Source organism: Aquimarina sp. AU474, assembly GCF_900312815.1.
Classification (GTDB): Bacteria; Bacteroidota; Bacteroidia; order Flavobacteriales; family Flavobacteriaceae; genus Aquimarina.
The window spans coordinates 1,684,088-1,710,215 of sequence record NZ_OMPE01000009.1 but is presented as its reverse complement, the minus strand read 5'-3'; the positions used below and the strand labels follow the sequence as shown (position 1 = coordinate 1,710,215).

Sequence of the window (26,128 nt, the reverse complement as noted above, 5' to 3'; positions counted from 1 at the left end):
TTCACAATGAATACCTCTTTTATAACCAAATTCATGATTATTGGCTTCTTTGTAATTGCCACAAATTCATATAGTCAAGATATAGAATCTTCTCTTTACATTATAGCTAATACTAGTGAGGATATTGATCAGAATATTTTGCAGAGTATTGTATCATCATCTTCAGAAATGAAAAACGCCACTTTATTAATTGTAGGTAATATGGCAGACCCCATTAGTATCAAAGAAAATTCTGCAAAGACTACTGTTGGAAAACAATTAGATGTTATCGCTGATTTTAATGGAGAGATTGTATTCGTTCCTGGTTATAATGAATGGAGAGCCAAAGGGTATAAAAATGTAAAAGGTTTGGAGAAATTCATTCAAGAAAACAGTAGAGCCAAGTATTATCCGGATCATGGATGCCCTATCAAGAAAAAAGATATTTCAGAAAATGTAGTTTTAATTGCTGTTGATTCTCAATGGTTTCTAGAAGACTGGAACAAAAACACGTATATTAATGATGATTGCTACATCAAAAATAGAACACAGTTCTTTCTTGAGTTTGAAAGTATTCTTAAAAAATCGCAAAATAAAACAACAATTGTTGCAATTCATCACCCTATGTTTACAAATAGTAAAATGGGGCTTATTGCCAGAACTGGAGGGCTTTCTATTCAAGATTTCCAGAACAAACAATACCGAGCACTGCGTAATAAATTAATCACATTAGCTAGGCAAAAAGAAAACGTAATTTTTGCTTCAGGTCAAACCAATAATCAACAATACATTTCTAAGTATGGTATCCCACAAATTATAAGTGGATCTGTTGGTAACACCAAAAAAGTTAAACCTTCCGAAAATGGCGATTTTGGTTCTTCTGAACATGGATTTGCTCAACTTAATATTTTTAAAAACGGTAATGTTACGGCAAACTACTATAGTGTAAACAAGAGTAACCCTTCAAAAATTCATTCCGCAGAAATATTTAAAAGAGAAAGCCCTAAAACAGAGTATACATTTGCACCAAAAAGCAGTTATGGGTCATCATTTAATGCATCTGTATATTCTAAAGCGGAAACTACAAAAGGAAAACTATACAAAGGTTTATGGGGAGATCATTATCGCGAGTATTACAGTAAAAATGTCAATGCGCCGATTGCCTTTCTAGATACTTTAAAAGGTGGATTAACCCCTATAAGAAGAGGTGGTGGTCACCAATCAAAATCACTGCGCTTAGTAGATAAAAACGGCAAGCAATATGTTATGCGAGCACTTCGGAAAAGTGCAATAAAATTCTTGCAATCTACTGCTTTTCAAGACAGATATGTCGAAGATGATTTAGAAGATAGTTTTGCAGATCGTTTTCTTTTAGACTTTTATACTACCGCGCATCCTTATACGCCATTTGCCGTAGGAACGCTAGCCGATGCAATAGGTGTGTTTCATACGAATCCAGAACTCTACTATATCCCTAAACAAGAAGATTTGGGTGTATACAATGATGAATATGGTAATGAATTATACTTAATTGAAGAACGTGTAGAGTCTAATCACAATGATTTAGAAAGCTTTGGAAAACCTAAAGATATCCTGAGCACTGATGATGTTTTACAAGAAATTCATAAAACAGGTAAGTCAATCGTAGATGAACCTTCATATATAAGGGCAAGAATTTTTGATATGCTTATTGGTGACTGGGATCGACATGAAGATCAATGGAGATGGGCTCGTTTCGAAAAAGAAGACGGAACAGAAATTTGCAAGCCTATTCCTAGAGATAGAGATCAAGCTTTTTCTGTATTTGATGGTAGTATTATTTCTTTTTTGAGATGTGCTGTCCCTTTTATTAGAATGATGCAATCCTACGATGAAGATTTGCCAAGTACTAAGTGGTTTAATTTTGAACCCTACCCCTTGGATCTTACGTTTCTTAATCAATCCGACTGGAGCCAATGGCAAGAACAAATAAAACACATACAAACTCAACTAACAGACGAAGTTATTGATCAAGCTTTCCAAGAACTCCCCGAAGAAGTTCAAGGAAAAACTGTAGAAGAAATTAAATCAAAACTTAAAGGAAGAAGACAGAATATTCTGAAAATTGCTAGAGAATATTATCTGTACATTAACAAGTTCGAAGTAATCGCAGGTACTCAAAAACAAGATAAATTTAATATCGTCAGACTTCCTGGAGGCAAAACTTCTATTGAAGTAAATAGAAAAGATTTAGGCATATTTAGTCGAACTTTTATTGCCGAAGAAACCAAAGAAATATGGTTATATGGTCTTGATGGTAAAGACTCTTTTACTGTACAAGGAGAAGGAGATCACCCTATAATGATCAGGATTATTGGTGGTAGAAAAAATGACACCTATGATTTTAAAAACACACGAAAAGTTAAGCTATATGATTACAAGTCTAAGAATAATACGATTGTAAACAAAAAATCAAGGAAATGGCTCGTAGACTCTTATGAGATTAACAATTATGACTATAAAAAAAGAGACTACTCGGTATACCAAGTGCTTCCACTATTAGCTTTTAACCCAGATGACGGGTTAAGGGTTGGTGTTTTAAATAATTTTACGCATTTTGGATTACAAAGAAATCCATTTACTTCTAAACATTCTATAGGCGCATCTTATTATACAGGTTCTTCTGGATTTGATGTGTCTTACAAAGGAGAGTTTTCTAATATATTTCATAATTGGAATTTTGGTATCGAAGGTTTATATACTAGCCCAAATTTTGCGCAAAACTTCTTCGGATTTGGAAACGAAACAGAATACGACAAGGATGAAGTCGATCTTGATTTTAATAGAGTTCGTATTAAAAAATGGAATGCGGCCGTGTCATTAATTTGGCGAGGTAGAGATGGAGGTTCTTTTTATTTTAAACCTTTAGTTGAATCATTTGAGGTAGAAAATACCGAAGATCGATTTATCAACCTAGCCCCTGCAAATAGTACTTTTTTTGACCAACAAACCTATATAGGAGCAGAAGTAAACTACAATTTCAAAAACATGAATGATCTCGCTTTTCCTACCTTAGGATTAGACCTCGGGATTACGGCTGGATATAAAACAAATATAGATGGAGGAGATTCTGATAATCGCTTTGGATATCTCGAACCTCATCTTGCCATTGATCATAAATTATCTAAAAATGGTAGGCTCGTGTTTGCTACAAAAATTGGAGGAGAAGTTATTCTTGGTGATAATTTCGAATTTTATCACGCTGCACAAATTGGAGGAACAAATAGTCTTAGAGGATATAGAAATGAAAGATTTATCGGTAAATATTCAGCATATCAAAATACAGATTTACGCTATCAAATAGGCAAATTCAAAACCAGTTTTATACCGTTAAAATATGGGGTCACCGGAGGTTTCGATTACGGACGAGTATGGGTAGAAAATGATAATTCTGATAAATGGAATAACAGTTTAGGGGCATCTTTCTGGGTAAGTGGTTTAGATACCTTTACCGGAAATTTGGGGTATTTCTCAAGTTCAGATGGGGGCAGGATTGTCTTTGTTCTAGGATTTGCTTTTTAAAAAAAAATAAAGAAAATATATTAAATACGAATCTAATGTTTCACATATAAATATTTTAAAAATGTCAAAACAATTAAAAGAAATTACAGAAAAACATTGCGAAAATCCACCAGCGAAATATGATGATCTTAAAGTCCTTTTTCTGAATTGCACACTAAATAGAACTCCTGTATTATCACATACCGAAGCTTTAATTGGAGTAGCCCAAAAAGTTTTTGAAGCTAATGGAGCTACAACAAAGGTAATTCGCCCTGTTGATTACGTAATTCCTGCAGGATTAGGAATGGATATGTCCTTAACGCCAGAATGGGAAAAAGATGATTGGCCAATGCTTCAAAAAGAAGTGGATGCTTGTGATATCTTAATCGTTTGTACTTCGGTTTGGTTAGGAGAAAAATCTTCGGTGTGTAATCGAGTATTAGAACGTATGTATGGATATACGCACCAGTTTAATACTAAAGGGCAATATAGAGATTATGGTAAAGTTGGAGCTACATTAATTACGGGAAATGAAGATGGTGTAAAACACTGTGCTATGAATATTCTTTTCTCACTATCACATATTGGATATACAGTACCTCCACAAGCCGATGCTGGTTGGATGGGAGAAGCAGGACCAGGACCATCATATAGAGATGAAGGATCAGGAGGGCCAGAAAATGATTTCACCAATAGAAATACTTCTTTTCTTGCATGGAATTGTATGCATATGGCACGGATGCTAAAAGATAATGGAGGAATTCCGGCGCATGGTAATCAACCCGCAGAATGGGAAGCTGGATGTAGAGCTGGATTTGATAGTCCTGAACACAAAAGATAATCAATGATTTATCTACAGTAATTTTAATTTTATGTAGATGCTTAAGGCAATATAATTTTCTATTGCCAAATTAAAATTACTGTAGGTAATAATCCTTTTTTCGATTTGAAAACTCATCGATAATATGAAACTAATATCATAAAACATGAAGATTCACACAACTCTTTTTTTGCTTTTGATAACCATAAGTATGAGTGGACAAGAAAGATGGATGCTAGGATTTGCTCCTTCCTTAGAACTTGAAGAGGAATTGATCGGAATTAACGGACGATTTTACTATGGTCTAAATGAACAAATCTGTTTCGGGCCAGAGGTTACTTATTTTCCGTATCAAAGTATTGATAGTGATAATGAATTAGCAATTCTTGATTTGAATGTAAACGTTCATTACATTTTTGAAGTTTCAGAAAAATTGGGGTTTTATCCACTTACAGGGATTAATTATACAATAGAAAAAGAACGTTTAATCGAACAAAATGATCAAAATGAAGAAGAAAATGAATTTGGATTAAATTACGGATTTGGAGCACATTACAATTTAAAAAAGTTTTTTGCCTTTGCCGAATTCAAAGGAGTTTCGGGAAAACTCAATGATGAATTTATAACCATAGGAGTTATATTTCCTTTGGTCAAACATAAAGAGAAAAAATAAAAAGGTCTACGTACCAGTATTAACTTATAAATATAAAATCCATGACCACTCAAATGCATATTGCAGCTCAATATTTGGCCGCCGCGGGGATAAGTTTTTTAGACAAAAAAGATGATGATAGTCATAGTAACCTAAGGTTTAATGCTCAAAAAGGGTATTTAGAAACTCGACCTTTAAACAGTTCGGGATGTACCATTGCATTAGACTATAATAAATTCGCCTTATACTGGCTAAACAATAATAATGCACGTCTTAGTATTCATTTGGATCAAAAAACGCATATAGATGTTCTTAAATGGATGGAAAAAGTATCCAAAGCAATGAACATGGAAAAGAGTTTTGAATATAATCTTCATTATGACCTACCATATACGGTAACAGATGATTATGTTTTCAAATTAGAAGATGCAAATAAATCACAAAAACTAATAGAACTCAGAACGCTCGCGCAATCGGTGATTCAGGATTTTCTTACTAACAATCAATTAGATTCAGAAATCAGAATATGGCCTCATCATTTTGATACGGGAGCTTTCGCTGCCTTAGAAGATGAAACCGGAATCTCTGTAGGGCTAGGGATGGCTATTCCTGATACTATGCATGATGATTACTATTTTTATATAAGTGCATATCAGGGTCATGATGCGGTATCTACTTCTGGGTTTAAAACATTAACCCATGGGAATTGGTCAAACGAAGGATTTAAAGGTGCTGTATTACCTCTTTCGGGAATAAATAAAGATACTGGAGTAACTTTTTTTCAAGAAGCACTCGCAGAATATATAAACTAACAACTATGGAAAACTGGTATATTCCTGCAACTATAATACCTGGTATTGGGCTTTTAATATTATCTACTTCTAATCTTCTGGTTAATCTTAGTACTGAGATTAAAACATTAATAACAGAAACGGCCATGGAAGAAGAGTTAATAAAACAAAAATTAAAGCAATTAAGATTATTAAACAATGCTATGGTTTTTCTTTATGTCGCTGTCGCATGTCTAGTGATATCGGCATTGATTTCAGGGATATTAAAAAGCATTGAAGCCAATTTCGATTCGGGAATTTACATCACTATCGCTGGTATTATTAGTGCTTTATTAGGCCTAATTACGCTAATTATTTATTCCTACAGAGCTGTAAAAATAAGACAAGATCAATTTCACAATAAGTGCTAACTCTATAAAAAAATACAAATGACTTCAAAAAAAGAAACAGTTTGGTACAAAGTATTAAGCAATAAGGATAAACTTCCAGAGGGGAGAGTGCAAACCGTTACTGCTGGTCATCAAGGCATTTGCTTAACACATTTTGAAGGTAAATTCTCTGCCCTGGATAATAGGTGTCCACATCAGGGAGGTCCTTTGGGCGAGGGATCCATAGAAAATGGAATGTTACGTTGTCCATGGCATGGTTGGGATTTTCATCCCTGTACTGGATTGCCTCCAGGAGGATATGATGACGGAGTAACCACTTTTGAAGTTAAAGAAGAAGATAGTGCTATTTATGTGGGTATCCCCGAGGAGCCTACTCATCAAGAAACCATCTCTGATGTAATGATGCAAACTATGAGTAATTGGGGAGTCAACACTGTTTTTGGGATGGTTGGTCATTCTAATTTGGGTGTAGCAGATGCAATGATGCGATTAGAAGAACAAGGGAAATTACAGTTTTTTGGTATTAGACATGAAGGTGCCGCCGCATTTGCAGCCTCTGCTTATGGTAAACTAATGGGTAAACCAGCTGCGTGTTTTGGGATCGCAGGACCAGGATCTACCAATATGTTTACTGGGATGTGGGATGCCAAGGTAGATAGATCTCCTTTATTGGCTTTTTCTGGGCAAGTAAATACGCAGGTAATGGGGACTGGTGCTTTTCAAGAGGTAGATTTGGTAAAAGCATTTCAAACGGTTGCAGATTTTAATCATGCGGTACAACAAAATTCTAAGCATAGCGAATTAATGAGTCTTGCCATTAAAAGTGCATTACTTAATAGAAATGTTTCACATATCACCTTTCCAGACGAAGTGGCTTTTATGCCTAAACCTAAAGGTGAAGAAGCACAAACTCCAGAGGGTAGAATTACACCTATGAATATTTCGCCTCCTAAACAAATGGTAACAAAAGCAGTATCAATGCTTTCTAAATCAAAAAAACCTGCCATTATAGTTGGACATGGAGCCAGGTTTCACATGAAAGCCATTATAGCTTTTGCAGATAAATTAAAATGTCCTGTAATTACTACTTTTAAAGGGAAAGGGCTTATACCTGATAGCCATGAATTAGGTTGCGGAGTATTAGGTCGTAGTGGTACTCCTATTGCTTCCTGGTTTATGAATGAAAGTGATTTATTATTAATATTTGGAGCATCATTTTCTAACCACACAGGAATTACACCAAAAAAACCAATCATTCAAGTTGACTATGATCCAAACGCTTTGAGTAAATTTCATAAAATCGATGCCGCCCTTTGGGGTGAAATTTCAGAAACCCTATCTATCATAGAAGATGCAACGCAAGATAAAATTGATACTGTAGACAGAAGGCCTGAAATTGAAGAAAGATGGAAAATCTGGAAAGAAGAAAAAGAAAATAGATTAAAAGATCAAAGTGATAAAGGAATAAGTTCTATAGCTGTATTTGATGCCATGAATAAAGTTACTCCAGAAAATGCAGTTATCGCAGTCGATGTAGGAAATAACACCTATTCGTTTGGACGTTATTTTGAACCTCAAAATCAATCTATCCTCATGTCAGGATATCTAGGTTCTATTGGTTTCTCTTTGCCTGCTGCTATGGGTGCATGGGCCGCCCAAGGAAAAGAAAGACCTATCTGGTCTGTATCAGGAGATGGTGGTTTTGGACAATACTTAGGAGAAATGATGACCTTAGTGAAGTACAATATGAATATCAAACATGTACTTCTTAATAACTCGGAATTAGGGAAAATTTCTAAAGAGCAAAAAGCTGCCGAATTGGATGTATGGAAAACTTCTTTACACAATGTGAGTTTTGCAAAATATGCAGAAAACTGTGGGGCATTAGGAATAAAAATTACTAAACAAGAAGATTTACTACCTGCATTAGAAAAATTGAGAGATCATAATGGTCCTGCATTATTAGAAATAATAACCGATGTAAATTTAATATAACTATGGAAATTGTAATTGATGTAATACTTTCTGTTTTGGGATTATATTTTGGAATAGGATTACTTTTTGGTATTTATTTCTTTTTCAAAGGTGCCTTTAAATTAGATGAATTGATTATTGAAAGTAAGTGGACGGTTAGATTATTATTAGTACCGGGAGCGATTGGTCTTTGGCCAATACTTCTTTTAAAAATAATTAACAAATTAAGAACATAAAGTATGACTTCAGGATTAAGAAAAATGCATAAAATTATTTGGATAATGCTAATAGTTATTGTTCCGGTATTGATTTTTTTATCGATTCAAAGTATTAAACAACCACTACTAACGGATAGTGATGTATTGCTCACATCTGAAGAATCAGGAAAACGAGCAGTTATTGATAACGAGCATTTATCTATAAGTATAGATGAACAAGGTTCTTCAAATACATTACAACTTATCCTGAAGAAACCCCTAAAAAGTGCTTCCTCTATAGTTTATGCAGTAAGCTCTAACCAACAAAAACGTTCGCTTTTGGGCGTTTTGGATACAAAGGGAATATATACGTTTGAGCTTAATAAACTAACCGAAAGTATTACGATCTACGATGAGATAAAGAAAAGTGATATTATAAATATAAAATTATAATGGGAGTAAATTATCAGCCAGTACTCTGGAATAAAAACAAAAAGAAATATGATAAGTGGATTGCCATTAGTATGTTTATTTATCTAATTAGCTTTATTGGAATTACCTTTTTTACGAATTCGCAAACCAGTATCGAAACATTGGTTATACGAAGTTTTGGCACACTAGCCCTTGCTCTACTACATATCATCTTAGTAATTGGCCCTTTAACAAGGCTCAATACTAGGCTTTTACCGTTACTATATAATCGTAGACATTTAGGAGTAAGTATGTTTATCGCTGCCTTGGTGCACGGAGGGTTTTCTATTTTTCAGTTCCATTCATTAGGAAATGTAAACCCAATTTATGCTTTGTTCACATCTAATATGGAGTATGATTCTCTTGCCAACTTCCCTTTTCAAGTATTAGGCTTTTTGGCATTAATCATTCTATTTTTAATGGCGGCAACAAGTCATGACTTTTGGTTAAAAAACCTTTCTCCCAAAGTATGGAAACGTTTACATATGATGGTATATATTGCATATGCTTTAATACTGTTACATGTCTTTCTAGGAGCTTTTCAGCAGCAACCATCAATAAGCTCTATTTCAATATTGATTATTGGATTTTTTATTATTGCAACACTGCATATCATTACCGCTATAAAAGAGTCTAGAATAGATAAAAAGAAAACCTCAATAATTGAAGAGGGTTGGGAATATGTTTGTGATTTACAAGAAATCCCAAATGATAGAGCCAAAATATTTGTTGTGAGTAAAGAGCGTATTGCAGTTTTTAAATACAATAATAAACTCTCTGCTATTTCTAATGTTTGCAAACATCAAGGAGGACCTCTTGGTGAAGGAAAAGTTGTTGATGGATGTGTAACCTGCCCTTGGCATGGTTATCAATATTTGCCTCACAATGGCCAATCCCCTCCGCCATTTACCGAAAAAATAGCTACTTATCGTTTAAAAAAAATAGATAATCAAATATTCGTACTCCCCGAGGCTCTGGCCGAGGGAACCGAAGTAGAACCAGTTACTTTTTAATACAGGACTTATGGAAAATAAAAAGGATGATTTTTATATCGGATATATCGAAGATGTTTCTCTCAAAACCAAAGCTACTATAAAAAAGTTTGTACTTATTGGTTTGATTACATTACTACTAATTGCCATCACTTTTGCTATTACACAAAATAATTTTAAGAATAGCACTTTCGAACTCACAACCAATAGTAAAATCATGGGAGTTTATCACGAAATGCCTTATCCCATGTTAAAAGTAAAAACTGCCGAAAACACCTTTAAAAATATACTCCTAATCGGATTTGGTAAGTATAGTGCTAATCCATTTTTGAAAAAAATAAGAAGTCAGACACCCGAGTTATCAGGCAGCATGTTAAGCATCGAGGGAAATCTTATTTATTACAATGGAAAAACTTTGCTACAGATCACCAATGATGAAAAAATAACATTGGTTGAAAAAACAAACCTTCAACGATTACCTCAATTAAAAACATTGGTTAGCGATATGGAATTAAAAGGAGAAATCATTGATCCCAAATGTTACTTTGGAGTGATGAAACCCGGAAAAGGAAAAATTCATAGAAGTTGTGCCGTTTTATGTATTTCTGGAGGTATTCCTCCAGTATTGGCAACTACCGATAGGAATAATATATCAGAATACTATTTAATAACCGATAACGCAGGAAAACCAATTCATAAAGACATATTACCCTATGTTGGGAAACCTTCTTTATTAAAAGGTAAAGTGGTGCAATTAGAAGATTGGTATCAATTACGAATAGATCTTAAAAATATTAAAGATTTGAATCAACCATCAAAAATATATTAATGTTTTGATAGGGTAAACGAATGACCGATTCATAAGTATGATCTTTACTAATAAGCTCCTAGAGGACTTAAAAAGAAGAGATTATATTATATAAATTATTAACACAGGTACTAAAACTTGTGAACCAATTAAAGAAAAATATAAAATGGTATTAGCAACTATTCCAAAAAATGAAGATAAAAGAATAGCTGATTTACTTTCTTTAAAATTGTTTGACCCTATTAAAAAAGAAAATTTTGATAAGATCATAATGATTTTATCAAAATGTCTCAATGTTCCTATTGCATATATTTCTTCTATAGAAACAAAAAAACAGCGAATACATGCATCTTGTGGGCTTAATTTTGACTCTTCTGACAGGGGCTCTTCTTTTTGCGGGCATACTATTTTACAATCTAAAATCCTGGTCGTAGAAGATACCTTAAAAGACAAACGATTTTTTGACAACCCCATGGTCATCGGTAAACCCAAAATTAGATTTTATGCTGGGTTTCCACTATCTAGTGCTTCAGGAAATAATATCGGAGCATTATGTGTGGCAGATACGCAGCCCAGAAAATTTAACAAACAAGATCGTGAGATTTTAAAATCTATAGGTAGTTTGTTAATTGAACGAATTAGATTATTTGAACTTAAAGATGTACAGCAAGAAATTTTTGATTCTCAAAAAGAGCTAAAAAAATTAAACAAAAAATTAAGTGAAAACAATAGGTTTTATGAACAACTTTTTGGGCAATACATGAGTGAAAACTTGTATGATACGATTGTTAAAAATAAAAAGACTCAATTAGGTGGAGAACAAATTTACGCTACTGTCCTTATGAGTGATTTAAGAGGTTTTACTGAATTATCAGACAAATTCGAGCCGCAAGTAATTGTGGATGTGTTAAATGTATATCTAGAGAAGATGATCTCGATTATACATAAACATGACGGATATATTAATGAAATTTTGGGAGATGGAATTCTTGTTATTTTTGGGGCCCCAAATTATATAGAAAACTGTGCCAAACGAGCAGTAGAATGTGCTCGAGAAATGCAAGAAGGTCTTTTGCTAGTAAACGAACAACTTAGTATACAAAATTTACCAAACCTTGGAATGGGTATAGGAATCAATAGTGGGAATTTGATTGCAGGCAATATTGGTTCTAAAAAAAGAATGAAATATGGGGTTGTAGGTGGCACTGTGAATATTGCCTCTAGAGTAGAGTCATTAACCTTATCCGGGCAGATTTTAATAACAAAATCTACCTACGATATTATTAAAGATTGGGTTAAAATAGCCGGGCAAATTAGAGTTAAAATAAAAGGTATAGTAGATCCAATAAATATTTACGATGTGTCCAGGTTTAATCATATTTAATTAAAACAAAACGACTCTTAAAGATATACTAAAATGAATTTGAAATTATAACATGAAGAAGAAACTAATTCAAAAATTAAATACCTATAAATATCTAATCGCATTGATTAGTGTGTTTAATTTTTTATTAACACCAATTCATGCTAGTATTTCAGAAATGTATCCTGCACATGTGGTAGTTATTAATTACACGCTCGTCATCTTAGCTAGTTCTTTAATTGCTTCTAGTGCAAAGACACGAATGCGATCATATGGTTTGGGGTTTATAGCTTTACTATTTATATGGCTTGAGTTTTCTAAACCCGATATGGCGATGATTAATATCTTTAGATTATTATCATCGTTTATCTTGTTTTCTTATTTCTGTTTCCTACTAATTCAACAACTAAGAAAAATAGAAAAGATTAATCTCCAATTTATTTTAGGCCCTATTTTAGGGTTTATCTATCTAGGTATAATTGGTGGGATTCTTTTTGAAACTATTCATTATATAGATCCAAATTCTTTCCATCTTAGAGGAGATTATTCTGGGTATATTTTTTACTATTTCAGCTTTATTAGTATCACTACAGTTGGTTATGGAGATGTAACCCCTCTTACTCAACAAGCACAAGCCGTTACACTAGTTATGAATATTATTGGTCAGTTTTATCTAGCCATAGTCATTGCTGTTTTTGTTGGAAAATATATTAATGTAAAATCTTAGAAACTATGTTACAATCCTTCAGTATTATCTTTGCAATAGCCGCTTTTTACAGCTATATCAATTATAAATGGTTAAAATTACCTAACACCATAGGTTTAATGTTGATGAGTTTGGCTACTATCTTAATCATCACCATAAGTAAAAGTATTGTACCTGAGTTTTATCAATTTTTTTGTGATATTGTTACTAATTCTGATTTCAAAACCTTGTTACTTGATGGTATTTTAAGCTTTCTTCTCTTTGCCGGTGCTTTACATGTTAATATAGAGGATCTTGCCAAAGAAAAATGGTCCATTATTTTATTTGCAACTTTAGGTGTGCTTATCTCTACATTTATAGTTGGCGGATTAACCTTTGCAGTGGCACAACTTGTTCATATTGATCTTCCTTTTCTTCATGCTCTTCTTTTTGGTGCTCTAATTTCTCCTACAGATCCTATTGCAGTAATGGCTATTCTTAAAAAAGCAAATATTGCAAAGAGTTTAGGTATCAAAATCGAGGGAGAATCTCTATTTAATGACGGTATCGGGGTCGTGGTGTTTTCTGGTATTTTGATTCTAACCGGAATGGGAGAACATCATGGCGAGGGTTCTGTAGGTGTCGAAATAGGGAAGTTATTTCTAGAAGAAGCTGTAGGAGGTATTCTCTATGGTACTGTATTAGGATTTTTAGGATATGTATCTATAAAATCAGTAAAAGAAAACCCTCAACTAGCGGTTATGATAAGTTTGGCAATCGTTATGGGCGGATACTCATTAGCATCAATGATACATGTTTCTGGACCCTTAGCTATGGTTGTGGCCGGAATAATCATGGGTAATAAGATTAATGTTAAAGAAAATAAAGGAGCTACCAGGAAATTACTAAATGAGATGTGGGAAGTCTTGGATGATATTTTTAATGGTATTTTATTTGTACTAATTGGCTTGGCAATACATCTTTTAAAATTTGATTTAGACCATCTTATTCTAGGAATATCGGCAATATTAATCGTACTTATTTCTAGATTCATCTCTGTATTTATACCTTATTCTCTTTTAAAACACAAAGAAGATAAACCTATTAAAACAGTGGCTGTACTAACATGGGGAGGATTAAGAGGTGGTATCTCCATAGCGCTGGCATTAAGTCTTGCCGATACTTCATCTTCAGAAGTGATTTTGTATATCACCTATGTAGTGGTGTTATTTTCTATCATTGTGCAAGGTCTTAGTATAGGAAAATTAGTAAAACGTCTGTATCGTTAAAAAAATAATCAAAACTTAATTTACCATTTTTGTATTCAAAAAGGGATCACCATACATTATACAAATTTACTATATCATTGATCATCTATCTTAATTAAAATATTGAGGTAAAAACAACATAAAAAATGGCATTAATTTCAAAAAAGTATTACAATAGAGATCTCTCATGGTTACGTTTTAATCATAGAGTATTACAAGAAGTTGCAGATGAAAGTAATCCTTTATACGAACGCATAAAATTTCTGGCCATTTTCTCATCAAATCTAGATGAGTTTTTTAAAGTACGTGTATCGGATATCAGGAAAATTAAAAATCTGGATAAGCCATTACGAAAAAAATTAATTACCAAACCCAATAAGCTTTTAAAGGAAATCAAAAAGCAAGTACATCAACAACAAGAAGAATTAGGTCATCTTTTTAACAATCATATTTTACCCGATCTAAAAAAAGAAGGAATTCGATTAATCAGTGCTGAGGAGTTCTCTGATTCTCAGAAAGAGTTTGCAAAAAACTACTACCAAGAACACCTAAAAAACAAGTTGTCTATTACTATAAATATTGAACAAGGTGATGAAACTGTTTTTATAGAAAATGAGCAGCTTTACTTAACTGCCTTATTACATAACGCTGAGCTTATCTTAATAAAAATCCCTTCAGATACAACTCGATTTATTACGTTTCCTTATGAAAACGATACTTACGATATCACATTCGTAGATGATATCTTAAAATATAATTTGACACAATTTTATTCCCAAAAACAAATATCTTCTTTTTATTCTATAAAAATTTCTAGGGATGCAGAGTTATATATTGACAATGAATACTCCGGAAATTTATTGACCAAAATTAAAGATTCTCTTGGCAATCGAGATACAGGGCAAGTTACCAGACTTTTGGTTGATCATAACATACCCGAAAAATTATTAAGCTTACTTGAAGAAATGATGGATGTTAATGATACAGATATCCTACATGGAGGCAGGTATCATAACTTTAAAGATTTTTTTAGTTTCCCGAACCCCACTAACAAATTATTAAATGAAGAAGAATTAATCCCATCTCGGGATACTGATTTAAAAAGGTTTTCAAACATCTTCGATGCAATTTCAGAAAAGGACAGGTTGCTCTATTACCCCTATGAATCTTTTGACGATGCTTTACGCTTGGCGCAACAAGCCGCTACTGATGAAAATGTAACGAAAATAAAAGTTACTCTATACAGAATTGCCAAACAATCCGGATTAGCAGATGCTCTACTTGAAGCTACCAAAAATGGAAAAGAAGTATTTGTTTTTATAGAAACAAAGGCACGCTTTGATGAAGAAAACAATATTAAATGGGGTAAAGTCTTAGAAGATAATGGCGCAAAAGTAACCTATAGCTATCCCGGAATAAAAGTGCACTCCAAAATATTATTCATAGAACGTATCGAGAGCAATCAGCCCAAAACTTATGGATATATTAGTACTGGTAATTTTAATGAAAAAACAGCCAAAATATACACTGATTTTGGCTTAATGACTGCTAATAAAAAAATAACTTCAGAACTAAGTCAAGTTTTTCAATTGTTAGAGCGCAAAATCATCATTCCTAAAACTAAAAAATTATTAGTTTCTCCTTTCACAACCAGAAGTACTTTCAAAAAATTAATAGAACAAGAAATTGAAAATTCTATTTCGGGTAAAAAGGCATATATCATTTTAAAACTTAATAGCCTACAGGACACTAAAATGATTGATTTACTATATAAAGCAAATAATGCCGGAGTAAAAATTAGATTAATCATTAGAGGGATTTGTTGTTTGGTACCGGGTATTGCAGGGCAAAGTGAAAATATTTATATTACAAGTATTGTAGATCGTTTCTTAGAGCATGGAAGAGTATATATTTTTGGCAATAATGGGGACGAAAAAATGTACATGGGTTCTGCAGATTGGATGACTAGAAATCTTGATCATAGAATCGAAGTTATAACTCCTATTTTGGATAAAGATGTGTATTCTAAGATTAGAGGAATGATCCAACTTCAATTAGACGATACGGTAAAGGCCAGGATCATCAATGAAAATCAAAACAATGTTTATGTTCAATCTTCTTCGCAAGTAAGAGCTCAACTAGAAACGTTGTCAAAAATTTAAAGCATTCTGATATTATGAGTGATAAAAAATCGGAAAAAATTAAGGATCTATTATTAATGGAAGAACTTAAGATTGATAAAGATGAATTAAAATCTTTAAAAAAGAAGCTTTCAAAAATTGCTCCACGCCCAGAACGAGGTGTAGAAACACTATTTCGATTACTTTCAAAAAATCAATATACCCTTAATTCGATGATCGATAGAAAATCGAATATTTTAATCTCAATCAATGCTTTAATTCTTTCAATAGTTCTAGGGACTGTTTTGAATCAACTAGATAAAGACCCGCATCTAATTTATCCCGCAATACTAATTTTATTGACTAACCTTGCGTCCATCACATATGCTGTTTTTGCTACCCGTCCAGAGCTCAAACACGGTGATAAGCAAACCAATAACCTTATGTTTTATGGTAATTTTCATGAAATGGAAGAAGCTGATTATGTAAATAACCTTACCAATCTAATGAATCAAGGAGATGAACTTTACAAGACCATTGCTAAAGACACGTATCATTTAGGAAAAGTGATTGACAAAAAATTTAAACTCCTTCGTAAATCCTTTAATATCTTTCTTATCGGTATAATTGTTTCGGTTATTGCTTTTATTTTGTGCCATTTACTTTTTGGGGGTTACTTTGGATAAATAGCTATGCGTAATACTTTAAATATTCGTTCTCTATAACTTTTCCGGATAGACTATCGTTAGCTATATTTTCTGATTGTATGCATAATCCACCTGCGATTGTTCCATATTTCATGCATTTCTCAAGAGAATAGCTTTTAGAAAAACCGTATAAAAAACCAGAAAAAAAAGCATCTCCTGCCCCATTAGTATCCTTTATCTTATACGCTCTAATCGCAGAGGTTTCTATCCATCCTTTCTTAGTTAAAGCACTCGCCCCTTCTTTACCATGTGTACAAACCACTAATTTTTTTCCAACATTCATCATTTTTTCCATAAAGGGTTGATAATTTTTCAAATTATCCGAACTCAAAAAAATATAATCCGCAGCTTCAATAAAATCTTGATGATATGTACTCTTTCCATCATAATCATGCAAATCAGTCCATATAGACTTTCCTTTTGCTTTACATATGGGTAATACATTTCGGCAATAGTTTGAGATATTAATAACTACATAATCTGAAGATTTCATATAGTTACCGAATACGTTATAATCAATCGCTGGATCATTAGATATAGAGTTCATAAAAATAGATATTCGTTCTCCTTTTTGATTCATTAGATTTAAATGTCTTTCGGTACCTTTAGGGTCAATATCATAAATAAAATTAAGGTTGGGTTGATCCAAAAAGAGTTTGATCTTTTCTGCATAAATATCTTGTCCTATCATAGCGTGAAAAGTAACATCAAATCCAAGTTTAGAAAGTGTTATTGCTTTACCTGCTCCCGTATTCCCTACAGTTTCTTTAAACTCACAATCGTGTATCGTTACCGGAATTGGTAGAGGAAATTTATCTAAATGGATAATTGAATTAAAAGACGCTCCTCCGATATTAAAAATTCTTTTCATAATTGTATTTATTATATAGATAACTCTACAATCAAAGCCGTCTTTTTTGGTAAAACAATCTTATCTAACTTACTAATTTCATTACCTGTTATAATATCTATTCCTTTAGTATACCCTTTTAATGACCCTTTAAATCTAGTGAGATCAAATGTTTGAATATTCTTATCACTGTTATTAATGATGATCATAGTGTTTTGGTTCTCGTTATACCTGAAATAAACGTATACATTATCATCAGGCTTATAATGGGTAAGTTTTCCTTCATGAATAGATTTTGCGTTTTTTCTCCAATTAAGAATTCTTTTAACGTAATTAAATACTTCATTTTCTTCAATAGTTCTTCCTTCTTGAGTAAATGCATTGCGAGAATCATCTCTCCATCCTCCAGGAAAATCTTCTCTTACTCTTCCATCTGGTCTTTTGTTTTTCATCAAAATCTCATCGCCATAATAAATTTGCGGAATCCCTCTTGTGGTAAGTACAAAAGCCATACTCAATTTAAGTTTATCCACATCCCCATCTAATTGAGCTAATAATCGATCAACATCGTGATTCCCATTAAAAACTTTATTGTTATTTGGGTTTCCGTAGACAAAATCCTCGGCCAAAGTTTCATATAACTCGTATACATCTCCATCTTTCTTAAAAGCTCTTAAGATCGAATAGTACAATGGGTAATCACTCACACTATTCACATTAGAAATATATCCATTTCTATTTGGTGTTTCATTATTCCAATATGATAAATATGATGCTCTTTTTGCCCAAGTCTCGGCCACCATAAAAAAATCTGGATATTCTTTATTAAGAGCTTGCATCCATCTAGACATTACTCCTTGATTAGGATATGCATAAGTATCCATTCTTATACCATCTAACCCTGCGTACTCAACCCACCATATTGAATTTTGTATCATATACGTTTCTAAATATTTGTTTTCTAAGTTTAGGTCCGGAAGATTAGAATCAAACCATCCTTTGGTTAACAAATTGAAATCACTTACAGAAACGTGAGGATCAGAAGATGCGATATTAGTAAAATTAGTTCTCGTAAAAGTTTCCCATTGATTAAGCCAATCTTTTGATGGTAAATCATTCATCCACCAATGCCCTAAGCCACAATGATTAAACACTTGATCCATAACGACTTTCATCCCGTTATTGTGACTTTTATTGATCAAAGTCAAAAAATCATCATTATTACCAAAACGTGAATCGGTTTTATAAAAATCAGAAATTCCATATCCGTGATATGAATATTTTGGTTGATCATTCTCTAAAACTGGATTTAACCACAATGTAGTAATTCCAAATTCTTGTAAATATTCAAAATTATCCAGAATCCCTTTTAAATCTCCTCCATGTCTACCGTTTTCATCTTTTCGATTTACCTTTTCAATGGTATCTTCTGTTGAGTCATTAGAGGGATCTCCATTTGCAAATCGATCGGGTGTAATTAAGTAGATAACATCAGAGCCATCAATCCCTTGTCCTTTGTTTATTCTTTTAAGTCTCGATTTTAAAGAATACTCATATTCGATTTTTTCATTTCCATTTACAAAAAAAATAGAGAACACCCCAGGTTTTGTATTTTTAGAAATTTCAAGGTTTACAAATAAGTAATTTGGGTTTTCTACTTTATCTACACTCTCTACAATGACTCCTGAATATGAGACTTCGACTTTAAAATCACTTATCTTATCCCCATGAATTAGTAATTGTAATTTGGTGTTTTTCATTCCAACCCACCAAATTGGGGGTTCTAGATGTTTGATTATGTTACTATTGTTTTGTTGTGCGTTTACAAATAGTCCTAAAAAAATAGCACAAATAATTACCAAGGATATTGTTCTTTTTTCCATTTTATATTTCTGATTTTATTCATAGATACACTGTATAAACCCTGATAACAAATTCTTTATACAGACATCTAATTTTGAGGACGAACAACAAGTTGTATGTTATTTTCTGTAAAATCATCCCAAAATTGATTAAGGTTAATCCAATAAGTAGTTTGTAACTGATTACTGGTCATCTATCCTTGATTTTGTTATTTCCCAATATTTTTTCAGATTTTAGTATGCTCTATGAAATCAGAACAAATTATATACACATTACCTAGCAACAGTTTCTTTTCTCAAAAAATCGTAAAACATATATTTTATTGGATAGGACTCTTAGTATTTTTTGGTATTACGTGGGGTACGTATGATGACGATTACGAAAGATCGTTTCTTATTCAGTTTTTTGCACTTCCGGGCAAAATGGCATTAGTATATTTCACGTTATGGTTCTTAATCCCCAGGTTTTTTGTTACTCGAAAATTCACTTTGTTTGTTGTTTTTTATTTCTTCACTTTGGTTCTCATTACCATTATTATACAAAGGCCAATAATGTTATATTACGTAGAGCCTAATTACCTTCCAGAATGGAGTAGTACAGGTTTTTTTTCTATCAATGAAATTATGAAAACAGCTCTTGATGTAAATAATGCAGCCATACTACCTCTTACTTATATATTTTTTAGGTTTTATTACAATTCTCAACAAAAGGCACTTACACTTAAAAAAGAAAAGTTGGAAGCCGAATTAAATCAACTTCGTAATCAGGTACATCCTCATTTTTTATTTAATACTTTAAATAATCTTTATTCCTTAATCATAAAAAAATCTGATTTAGCCGAAGCTGCAGTATTAAAATTGTCAGGTCTTATGCGCTATATGCTATATGAAGCTAACGTTACTAAAGTACCATTATCTAAAGAAGTAGAATATCTAAAAAACTTTGTTGATTTAGAAACATTGAGATTTGATAGTCATACCGATATAAGCTTTAATACCGAAATAGATAAAGAATATAGTATATCTCCTTTCTTATTAATACCTTTTGTAGAAAACGCTTTCAAACATGGTGCTAGCGCCAATAAAGATTCATGGATTGTGATTAATATTATTGTAAAAAATCAAAACCTGATCATGCAAGTAGAAAATGCTAAACAAATTGAAAAAAATCAAAACGTAAATTTTGAAGGAGGCATTGGATTTGATAATGTAAAAAAGCGTTTAGAATTACTTTATCCTAATAATCATTCATTACGTACAGAAGATAACGGAATGTCTTATGAGGTTGTTTTGAAATTAAATTTGGGTAAAAATGAAGGGTAAATCTAACATATCTTGTATTATAGTGGATGATGAACCCTTGGCTAGAGATATTATCGAAAATTACATTTCAAGAATTGATAATCTAGAATTAATCGCTAGTTGTTCTAATGCGCTAGAGGCTTTTAATCTTATTACTAAAAGGCCTATAGATTTGATTTTTTTGGATATTCAAATGCCCGAAATAACTGGTATCGAATTTTTAAAAGAGTTACAACCAACACCAAAAGTAATTTTCACTACTGCATATAGTGAATATGCTGTAGATGCTTTTAATCTAGAAGCTGTAGATTATTTACTTAAACCTATCGAGTTTTCTAGATTCTTAAAAGCTATCAATAAAGTATTTAAACTAACGAACAACACCAAAGAAGAGAAGTTAGTATCTCCTAAAACCAAATTGGATACTTCAGACTATTTTTTATATCTGAAAGTCGAGAAAACAATGCAAAAGATTTTTTTAAAAGACATCCATTACATCGAAAGCTTAAGAAACTATATCAAAATCAAAACAAGTGATAGAGAAATAGTAGCTCTTAAAAGTATATCTTCAATTGAAGGTCTTTTACCTACCAAAAAATTTCTACGTGTGCACCGATCCTTTATTATAGCGATAGATTTTATTGATTCATTTTCTCCAAGCGAAATTAACATCAAAGGAATTCATATTCCTGTCGGGCGTCACTATAAGAACACTGTTAAAAAGGTATTGGGGTATTACTAGTACTATTACTTATTTCTCATATTTAGGTAAATACCATTACACATATTTATTGCCGAAATAATATCTTTAAAGTAAGTAATAAACAACTCTTTAACCTAAATCAAATGAGCGCAAATCATACATTAGTTACTCTAGTCAAAAAAGATAAGGTTTGGATTATCATTATATCGATTATTCTTATAACACTAGGGTGTACAAATATTCTTGTAAACCCCGCGATTAACTTTTTATCAGATGTAAATAGTGATATGATGTTAAGTCTTGGCTTAGCTATGGAATTAAAAAGTATTGTTTCTGGCACAGATATATCCAAAATCCCTTTAATTGGCGGGGTAACATCAGAGCTTCAAGATATTTTTACTCGAACGATTAACTATCTCACCTTTGCTAATATTGTAATAGGAGTTCAAACCATTTTAGTAAACATGAGTAAATCCTTATTGATCAAAATAATACCTGTTTTTTTTCTGGCAGGTTTATTTCTAAAAAAATATAAGCAAATCGCTCTAAAACTACTCATCATTATACTTTTGATCAACCCTGGGCTTTCATTATACGTTAATGGTATTAAGTATATATCTCAATCTATGGAATTGAATTTAGGCTCTAATATACACCAACATCTCTCTTTGATTAAAAACAAATACAAAGAAAAAAGAGAAAAAATTAAATCTAAACAAGAAATCCGAAAAGAAGAACAGCTCAAAAAAGCAAAGGAAAAAGGTCATAAGGGTATTGGCATTTTTACAAAAGCCGAAGATGCTGTAAAAAATACCGTTGAAGATATAGGTGTTGATATTGGCCAAGGAGTTTCTGAAACTTTTGACGTCTTAAAAAATGGTAAAAAAGAGCTCATGAAACTTATTCTTAATATGATAAGCAACCTCGTTGTTTTATTTTTAATTTTACCATTATTTTATTTTTACATACTGAGTTTCTTACTCAAAAAGTTCTTTCATTTTTCGGGATTCAGTACTATTGCCACCTCTGAATTTGACAATTTAAAATCACTTGCAGGAGATCTAAAAAACCATACAACCTAATACATAAATACCTCTTAACACCTAAATTTAATAACCAATGAAAAATATTATACCCTTTTTATTAATATCATTTTTTTTAAATATATCCTGTAAAAAAGATACTCCTATTGAAGAAAAAGAACCAAATAACTCACAAAAAAAAGTAGAAGTATCTACTCCTCTATGTTCTTCTCAAAGTAAAAAACTTGAAACTGACCCTAGTATATTAGGATTAGACATTTCTCATTTTCAAGGAGATATTAAATGGGAAAAAATTAAATCCGACGGAGTTAACTTTATATATATTAAAGCTTCAGAAGGCACCGAGTTTAAAGACCCCATGTATACACAGAATTATACTTCGGCAAAAAAAGCATGCCTATATAGAGGAGCCTACCATTTTTATGAAACAGGAAAAAATCCTAAAAAACAGGCACAAAACTTTATTGAAGCTGTTAACAAACTAGAATCTGGAGATTTACCACCCGTTATTGATCTTGAAGAACTAGGAATAAAAACACCCGTTACCAAAGAGATGTACGAAACCAATACTTTATTGTGGTTAAAAATTGTGGAAGAAAAATTAGGTGTTCGTCCCATCGTTTATACAAATACTATTTTTGCCAATACATATTTAAAACATCCCGAATTTAGTAAATATAAACTCTGGATCGCAGATTATACTAAAGCACAATCACCCGAAGTACCATATACATGGAGAAGTAAGGGATGGATCATTTGGCAACGTACTGATCAAAAAAAAATAAAAGGTGCACTGGGAGATGTAGACTACGATATATTTAATGGAAACGCAGAAGCTTTTATTAAACTAATCAAAAAGTAACTACTCACCAATCACATAATTACTATATTTCTGCATTAAACACTAACGTAATAATGAAAGTAAATCTCTCGCAGGAAAGTAGCTATTGGACTCAACGTTATAACGAGAATCGTATGGGTTGGGATATTGGTTATATATCTACTCCACTAAAAGAATATTTTGATCAGTTAACAGATAAGAGTATCAAAATTTTAATTCCTGGAGCAGGCAATGCCTATGAAGCAGAGTATTTATTTCTGAATGGTTTCAAAAATGTTTTTGTATTAGATATTTCTAAAACTCCATTGGACGCATTTGCCAAAAGAGTTCCAAATTTTCCCAAATCTCAATTATTGCATGATAATTTTTTCACACTAAAAGGAAATTATGATCTAATCATTGAGCAAACTTTTTTCTGTTCTTTTGTTCCAACAAAAGAAAATAGAAGCGCATACGTATCTCAAATGTCAAAATTACTTGGCAAACATGGCAAACTTGTAGGTTTATGGTTTGATATTCCTCTTACTGGTGACATGGAAAAGAGACCGTTTGGAGGTGATAAAACAATTTATTTGTCTTTTTTAGATAAGCATTTTAGCGTCATTACTTTTGAAAAGTGTTATAATTCCATCCCCGAAAGACAAGGAAATGAACTCTTTGGGATTTTCAAGAAAAATTAATACTTCAACAACTCATCTATTTTAATTTTTACTTTTTCGGTTGACGGAATCATGGTTTGCTCCAATGTACTGTTTAAGGGGATCGCTGGCATATTCTCGGATCCAATTGTCATTACAGGCGCATCCAAATATTTGAAACATTCTTCTTGAATTTTTCCTGCCAAAGCTCTTGCAAAAGAGTTATTTGTTGGCTCTTCAGTAACTACTAAACACTTTTTTGTCTTCTTTACCGATTCAAAAATCGTCTCTTCATCCAAAGGATATAATGTGCGTAAATCGATTATTTCTACAACATCTTTACTATCTTTTGTAGCATTCAATGCCCAATGCACGCCCATCCCATAAGTTACTATGGTTAATGTTTCTTTTTCATCTTCTGGCCAGATTCTTTGTACAATATTTGCCTTACCAAAAGGTAAAATATAATCCTCTGAAGGTTCTATAGTTCTAGCCGCATCAGTTCCTTTTACCTTTGACCAATACAACCCTTTGTGTTCTAAAATTACTACCGGATTTGGGTCATGATATGCAGCTTTCATTAACCCCTTAAGATCGGCCCCATTACTAGGATATGCTATTTTAATCCCTCGTATATTGGTTACTACAGATTCTACAGAAGATGAGTGATAAGGACCACCACTACCGTAGGCACCAATAGGAACTCTAAGAATCATAGAGACAGGCCATTTTCCATTAGAAAGATAACATGATCTACTTACTTCTGTAAATAATTGATTTAATCCTGGCCATATATAATCGGCAAACTGTACCTCGACGATAGGTTTTAAGCCTACAGCAGACATCCCTACTGTAGATCCAACAATAAAAGCTTCTTGAATAGGTGTATTAAATACTCGTTCATCTCCAAATTTTTGAGCTAAGGTAGCAGCTTCTCTAAACACACCACCTAGTCTTCCTCCAACATCCTGACCGTACAGCAAGCATTCTTTATGTTGCTTCATTAACTCCTCAACCGCAAATAACGCACAATCTACCATAACTACCTCTTCTTTGTTTGAAGGAGATCGTTCACCAGTTTCTTCAGTAATAGGTGTAGGAGCAAAATCATGGGTAAATAAATCCTCTGGCTTTGGATCTTCGGCTTTCATCGCTTCTTCCAGATCCTTTTTTACAATAGTCTTTGCTTCAGTCTCAATAGCAAGTATGTCTTCTTCCTTGAAACCATTATTTAGTAATTGATTTCTTAATACTGGATAAGGATCTCTAGAACGTGCTTCTTCCAAATCATCTCGATACCACTCCATACGCACGCCAGAAGTATGGTGATTTAATAATGGTACTTTGGCATGCACCAATATTGGTCTTCGTTCTTTACGAATAATTTGTATTGCTTCCTGTATTGCTAAATAGCTTTCAGTAAAGTTTGCTCCATCTATAGAAATAGCATCTAATCCATTAAATCCTGCAGCATATTCATAAGCGTTTTGTGCTCGTGTTTCTGCTTCATTAGCAGAAATATCCCATCCATTATCTTGTACTAAATACAAAATTGGCAATTGTTTTAAAGCTGCCATTTGAAACGCCTCTGCAATTTCTCCTTCGGTAACCGAAGCATCTCCCAAAGAGCATACAACCAAAGGTTTTTCTTTTAATACTTTATCATCTATACCTATCAATTCTTTGTATTGTAATCCCAAAGCTACACCAGTAGATGGTATTGCTTGCATACCAGTAGCTGAAGACTGATGTGGTATTTTAGGTTTATCATCATCACGCAAACTTGGGTGCGAATAGTATGTTCTCCCTCCCGAAAAAGGATCACTTTTTTTTGCCAGTAATTGTAGCATCAAATCATAAGGACGCATCCCGACACCCAATAACATTGCATCATCTCGATAATACGGAAAGGCATAATCTTGCGGTAATAATTGCATTGCTGTAGCTATTTGGATAGCTTCATGCCCTCGAGATGTAGCATGTACATATTTTGAAACAGTTTTGAAATTCTCTTCATACAACTCGGTCATCGACTTCGCTTTGCAAAGTGTCAAAAAAGCTTTTTGTAATATTTCTTTCGCTATTGTTTTTTCAGCTAACATATCCTTCAATTTTTTGCGTGTACGACTATGG

General features: G+C 32.7%; 23 protein-coding genes. 20 read left to right on the top strand and 3 right to left on the bottom strand.

From position 1 onward, the window contains the following. The first annotated feature begins 6 nt into the window (after window positions 1-6). From DK508_RS20710 to DK508_RS20640, 15 genes are all read left to right on the top strand, one after another. Window positions 7-3,540, top strand: a complete 3,534-nt coding sequence (locus DK508_RS20710) for a metallophosphatase (protein ID WP_160114819.1) — start codon at window positions 7-9, stop codon at window positions 3,538-3,540. A 61-nt stretch (window positions 3,541-3,601) separates the two neighbouring features. Then, entirely contained in the window at window positions 3,602-4,360 is a 759-nt protein-coding gene (locus DK508_RS20705) for a flavodoxin family protein (RefSeq protein ID WP_109302678.1), read from the top strand. A gap of 145 nt (window positions 4,361-4,505) precedes the next feature. After that, window positions 4,506-5,012, top strand: coding sequence for an outer membrane beta-barrel protein (locus DK508_RS20700; RefSeq protein WP_160114818.1), 507 nt, complete (start codon window positions 4,506-4,508; stop codon window positions 5,010-5,012). 41 nt (window positions 5,013-5,053) lie between these two features. Then, window positions 5,054-5,803 (top strand): hypothetical protein, encoded by a 750-nt coding sequence (locus tag DK508_RS20695; protein WP_109302676.1) that lies wholly within the window; start codon window positions 5,054-5,056, stop codon window positions 5,801-5,803. Window positions 5,804-5,808: 5 nt separating this feature from the next. Beyond that, the gene (locus DK508_RS20690) at window positions 5,809-6,192 is read left to right on the top strand and encodes a DUF2721 domain-containing protein (protein ID WP_109302675.1); all 384 of its coding nucleotides are present in this window, start codon (window positions 5,809-5,811) and stop codon (window positions 6,190-6,192) included. An 18-nt stretch (window positions 6,193-6,210) separates the two neighbouring features. Next, window positions 6,211-8,166 (top strand): thiamine pyrophosphate-dependent enzyme, encoded by a 1,956-nt coding sequence (locus DK508_RS20685; protein WP_109302674.1) that lies wholly within the window; start codon window positions 6,211-6,213, stop codon window positions 8,164-8,166. Between the two features lie 2 nt (window positions 8,167-8,168). After that, a complete protein-coding gene (locus DK508_RS20680; protein WP_109302673.1) occupies window positions 8,169-8,381 on the top strand; it encodes a hypothetical protein in 213 nt (70 codons plus the stop codon). A 3-nt stretch (window positions 8,382-8,384) separates the two neighbouring features. After that, window positions 8,385-8,795: a hypothetical protein gene (locus DK508_RS20675; RefSeq protein WP_109302672.1), complete on the top strand. Its 411-nt coding sequence runs from the start codon at window positions 8,385-8,387 to the stop codon at window positions 8,793-8,795. Next, window positions 8,795-9,826: a Rieske 2Fe-2S domain-containing protein gene (locus tag DK508_RS20670; protein ID WP_109302671.1), complete on the top strand. Its 1,032-nt coding sequence runs from the start codon at window positions 8,795-8,797 to the stop codon at window positions 9,824-9,826. Before DK508_RS20675 ends, DK508_RS20670 begins: the two co-directional genes overlap by 1 nt. Before the next feature lie 10 nt (window positions 9,827-9,836). Next, window positions 9,837-10,634 carry a hypothetical protein gene (locus DK508_RS20665; protein ID WP_109302670.1) on the top strand — a complete coding sequence of 266 codons (798 nt, stop codon included), beginning with the start codon at window positions 9,837-9,839 and terminating at the stop codon, window positions 10,632-10,634. A 145-nt stretch (window positions 10,635-10,779) separates the two neighbouring features. Next, window positions 10,780-11,997, top strand: a complete 1,218-nt coding sequence (locus DK508_RS20660) for an adenylate/guanylate cyclase domain-containing protein (RefSeq protein WP_109302669.1) — start codon at window positions 10,780-10,782, stop codon at window positions 11,995-11,997. 52 nt (window positions 11,998-12,049) lie between these two features. After that, window positions 12,050-12,703 (top strand): potassium channel family protein, encoded by a 654-nt coding sequence (locus DK508_RS20655; protein ID WP_109302668.1) that lies wholly within the window; start codon window positions 12,050-12,052, stop codon window positions 12,701-12,703. 5 nt (window positions 12,704-12,708) lie between these two features. Then, window positions 12,709-13,950 (top strand): sodium:proton antiporter, encoded by a 1,242-nt coding sequence (locus DK508_RS20650; RefSeq protein ID WP_109302667.1) that lies wholly within the window; start codon window positions 12,709-12,711, stop codon window positions 13,948-13,950. Window positions 13,951-14,075: 125 nt separating this feature from the next. After that, a complete protein-coding gene (gene ppk1 / locus DK508_RS20645) occupies window positions 14,076-16,091 on the top strand; it encodes a polyphosphate kinase 1 (protein WP_109302666.1) in 2,016 nt (671 codons plus the stop codon). 14 nt (window positions 16,092-16,105) lie between these two features. Next, complete coding sequence (locus tag DK508_RS20640; protein ID WP_109302665.1) at window positions 16,106-16,735, top strand: Pycsar system effector family protein; 630 nt, start codon at window positions 16,106-16,108, stop codon at window positions 16,733-16,735. 4 nt (window positions 16,736-16,739) lie between these two features. On the opposite strand, the gene DK508_RS20635 is transcribed toward DK508_RS20640, so the two are convergent. Both DK508_RS20635 and DK508_RS20630 read right to left on the bottom strand, forming a co-directional pair. Next, window positions 16,740-17,627, bottom strand: a complete 888-nt coding sequence (locus tag DK508_RS20635) for a carbohydrate kinase family protein (RefSeq protein WP_109302664.1) — start codon at window positions 17,625-17,627, stop codon at window positions 16,740-16,742. An 11-nt stretch (window positions 17,628-17,638) separates the two neighbouring features. Next, window positions 17,639-19,489 (bottom strand): glycoside hydrolase family 13 protein, encoded by a 1,851-nt coding sequence (locus tag DK508_RS20630; RefSeq protein ID WP_109302663.1) that lies wholly within the window; start codon window positions 19,487-19,489, stop codon window positions 17,639-17,641. 225 nt (window positions 19,490-19,714) lie between these two features. On the opposite strand from DK508_RS20630, the gene DK508_RS20625 reads away from it, so the two are divergent. The 5 genes from DK508_RS20625 (at window position 19,715) to DK508_RS20610 (ending at window position 24,037) form a co-directional block, all read left to right on the top strand. Further along, a complete protein-coding gene (locus DK508_RS20625) occupies window positions 19,715-20,791 on the top strand; it encodes a sensor histidine kinase (protein ID WP_109302662.1) in 1,077 nt (358 codons plus the stop codon). Continuing rightward, window positions 20,781-21,512, top strand: coding sequence for a LytTR family DNA-binding domain-containing protein (locus DK508_RS20620; protein ID WP_109302661.1), 732 nt, complete (start codon window positions 20,781-20,783; stop codon window positions 21,510-21,512). The genes DK508_RS20625 and DK508_RS20620 overlap by 11 nt, the downstream gene beginning before the upstream one ends. 104 nt (window positions 21,513-21,616) lie before the next feature. Further along, window positions 21,617-22,555, top strand: coding sequence for a hypothetical protein (locus tag DK508_RS21305; RefSeq protein ID WP_160114816.1), 939 nt, complete (start codon window positions 21,617-21,619; stop codon window positions 22,553-22,555). Between the two features lie 37 nt (window positions 22,556-22,592). Then, window positions 22,593-23,378 (top strand): glycoside hydrolase family 25 protein, encoded by a 786-nt coding sequence (locus DK508_RS20615; protein WP_109302660.1) that lies wholly within the window; start codon window positions 22,593-22,595, stop codon window positions 23,376-23,378. Window positions 23,379-23,431: 53 nt separating this feature from the next. Continuing rightward, entirely contained in the window at window positions 23,432-24,037 is a 606-nt protein-coding gene (locus tag DK508_RS20610) for a class I SAM-dependent methyltransferase (protein WP_109302659.1), read from the top strand. Here the strand turns inward: DK508_RS20610 and DK508_RS20605 are convergent. Further along, entirely contained in the window at window positions 24,034-26,097 is a 2,064-nt protein-coding gene (locus tag DK508_RS20605; protein WP_109302777.1) for a thiamine pyrophosphate-dependent enzyme, read from the bottom strand. The genes DK508_RS20610 and DK508_RS20605 overlap by 4 nt on opposite strands. Window positions 26,098-26,128: the final 31 nt, after the last annotated feature.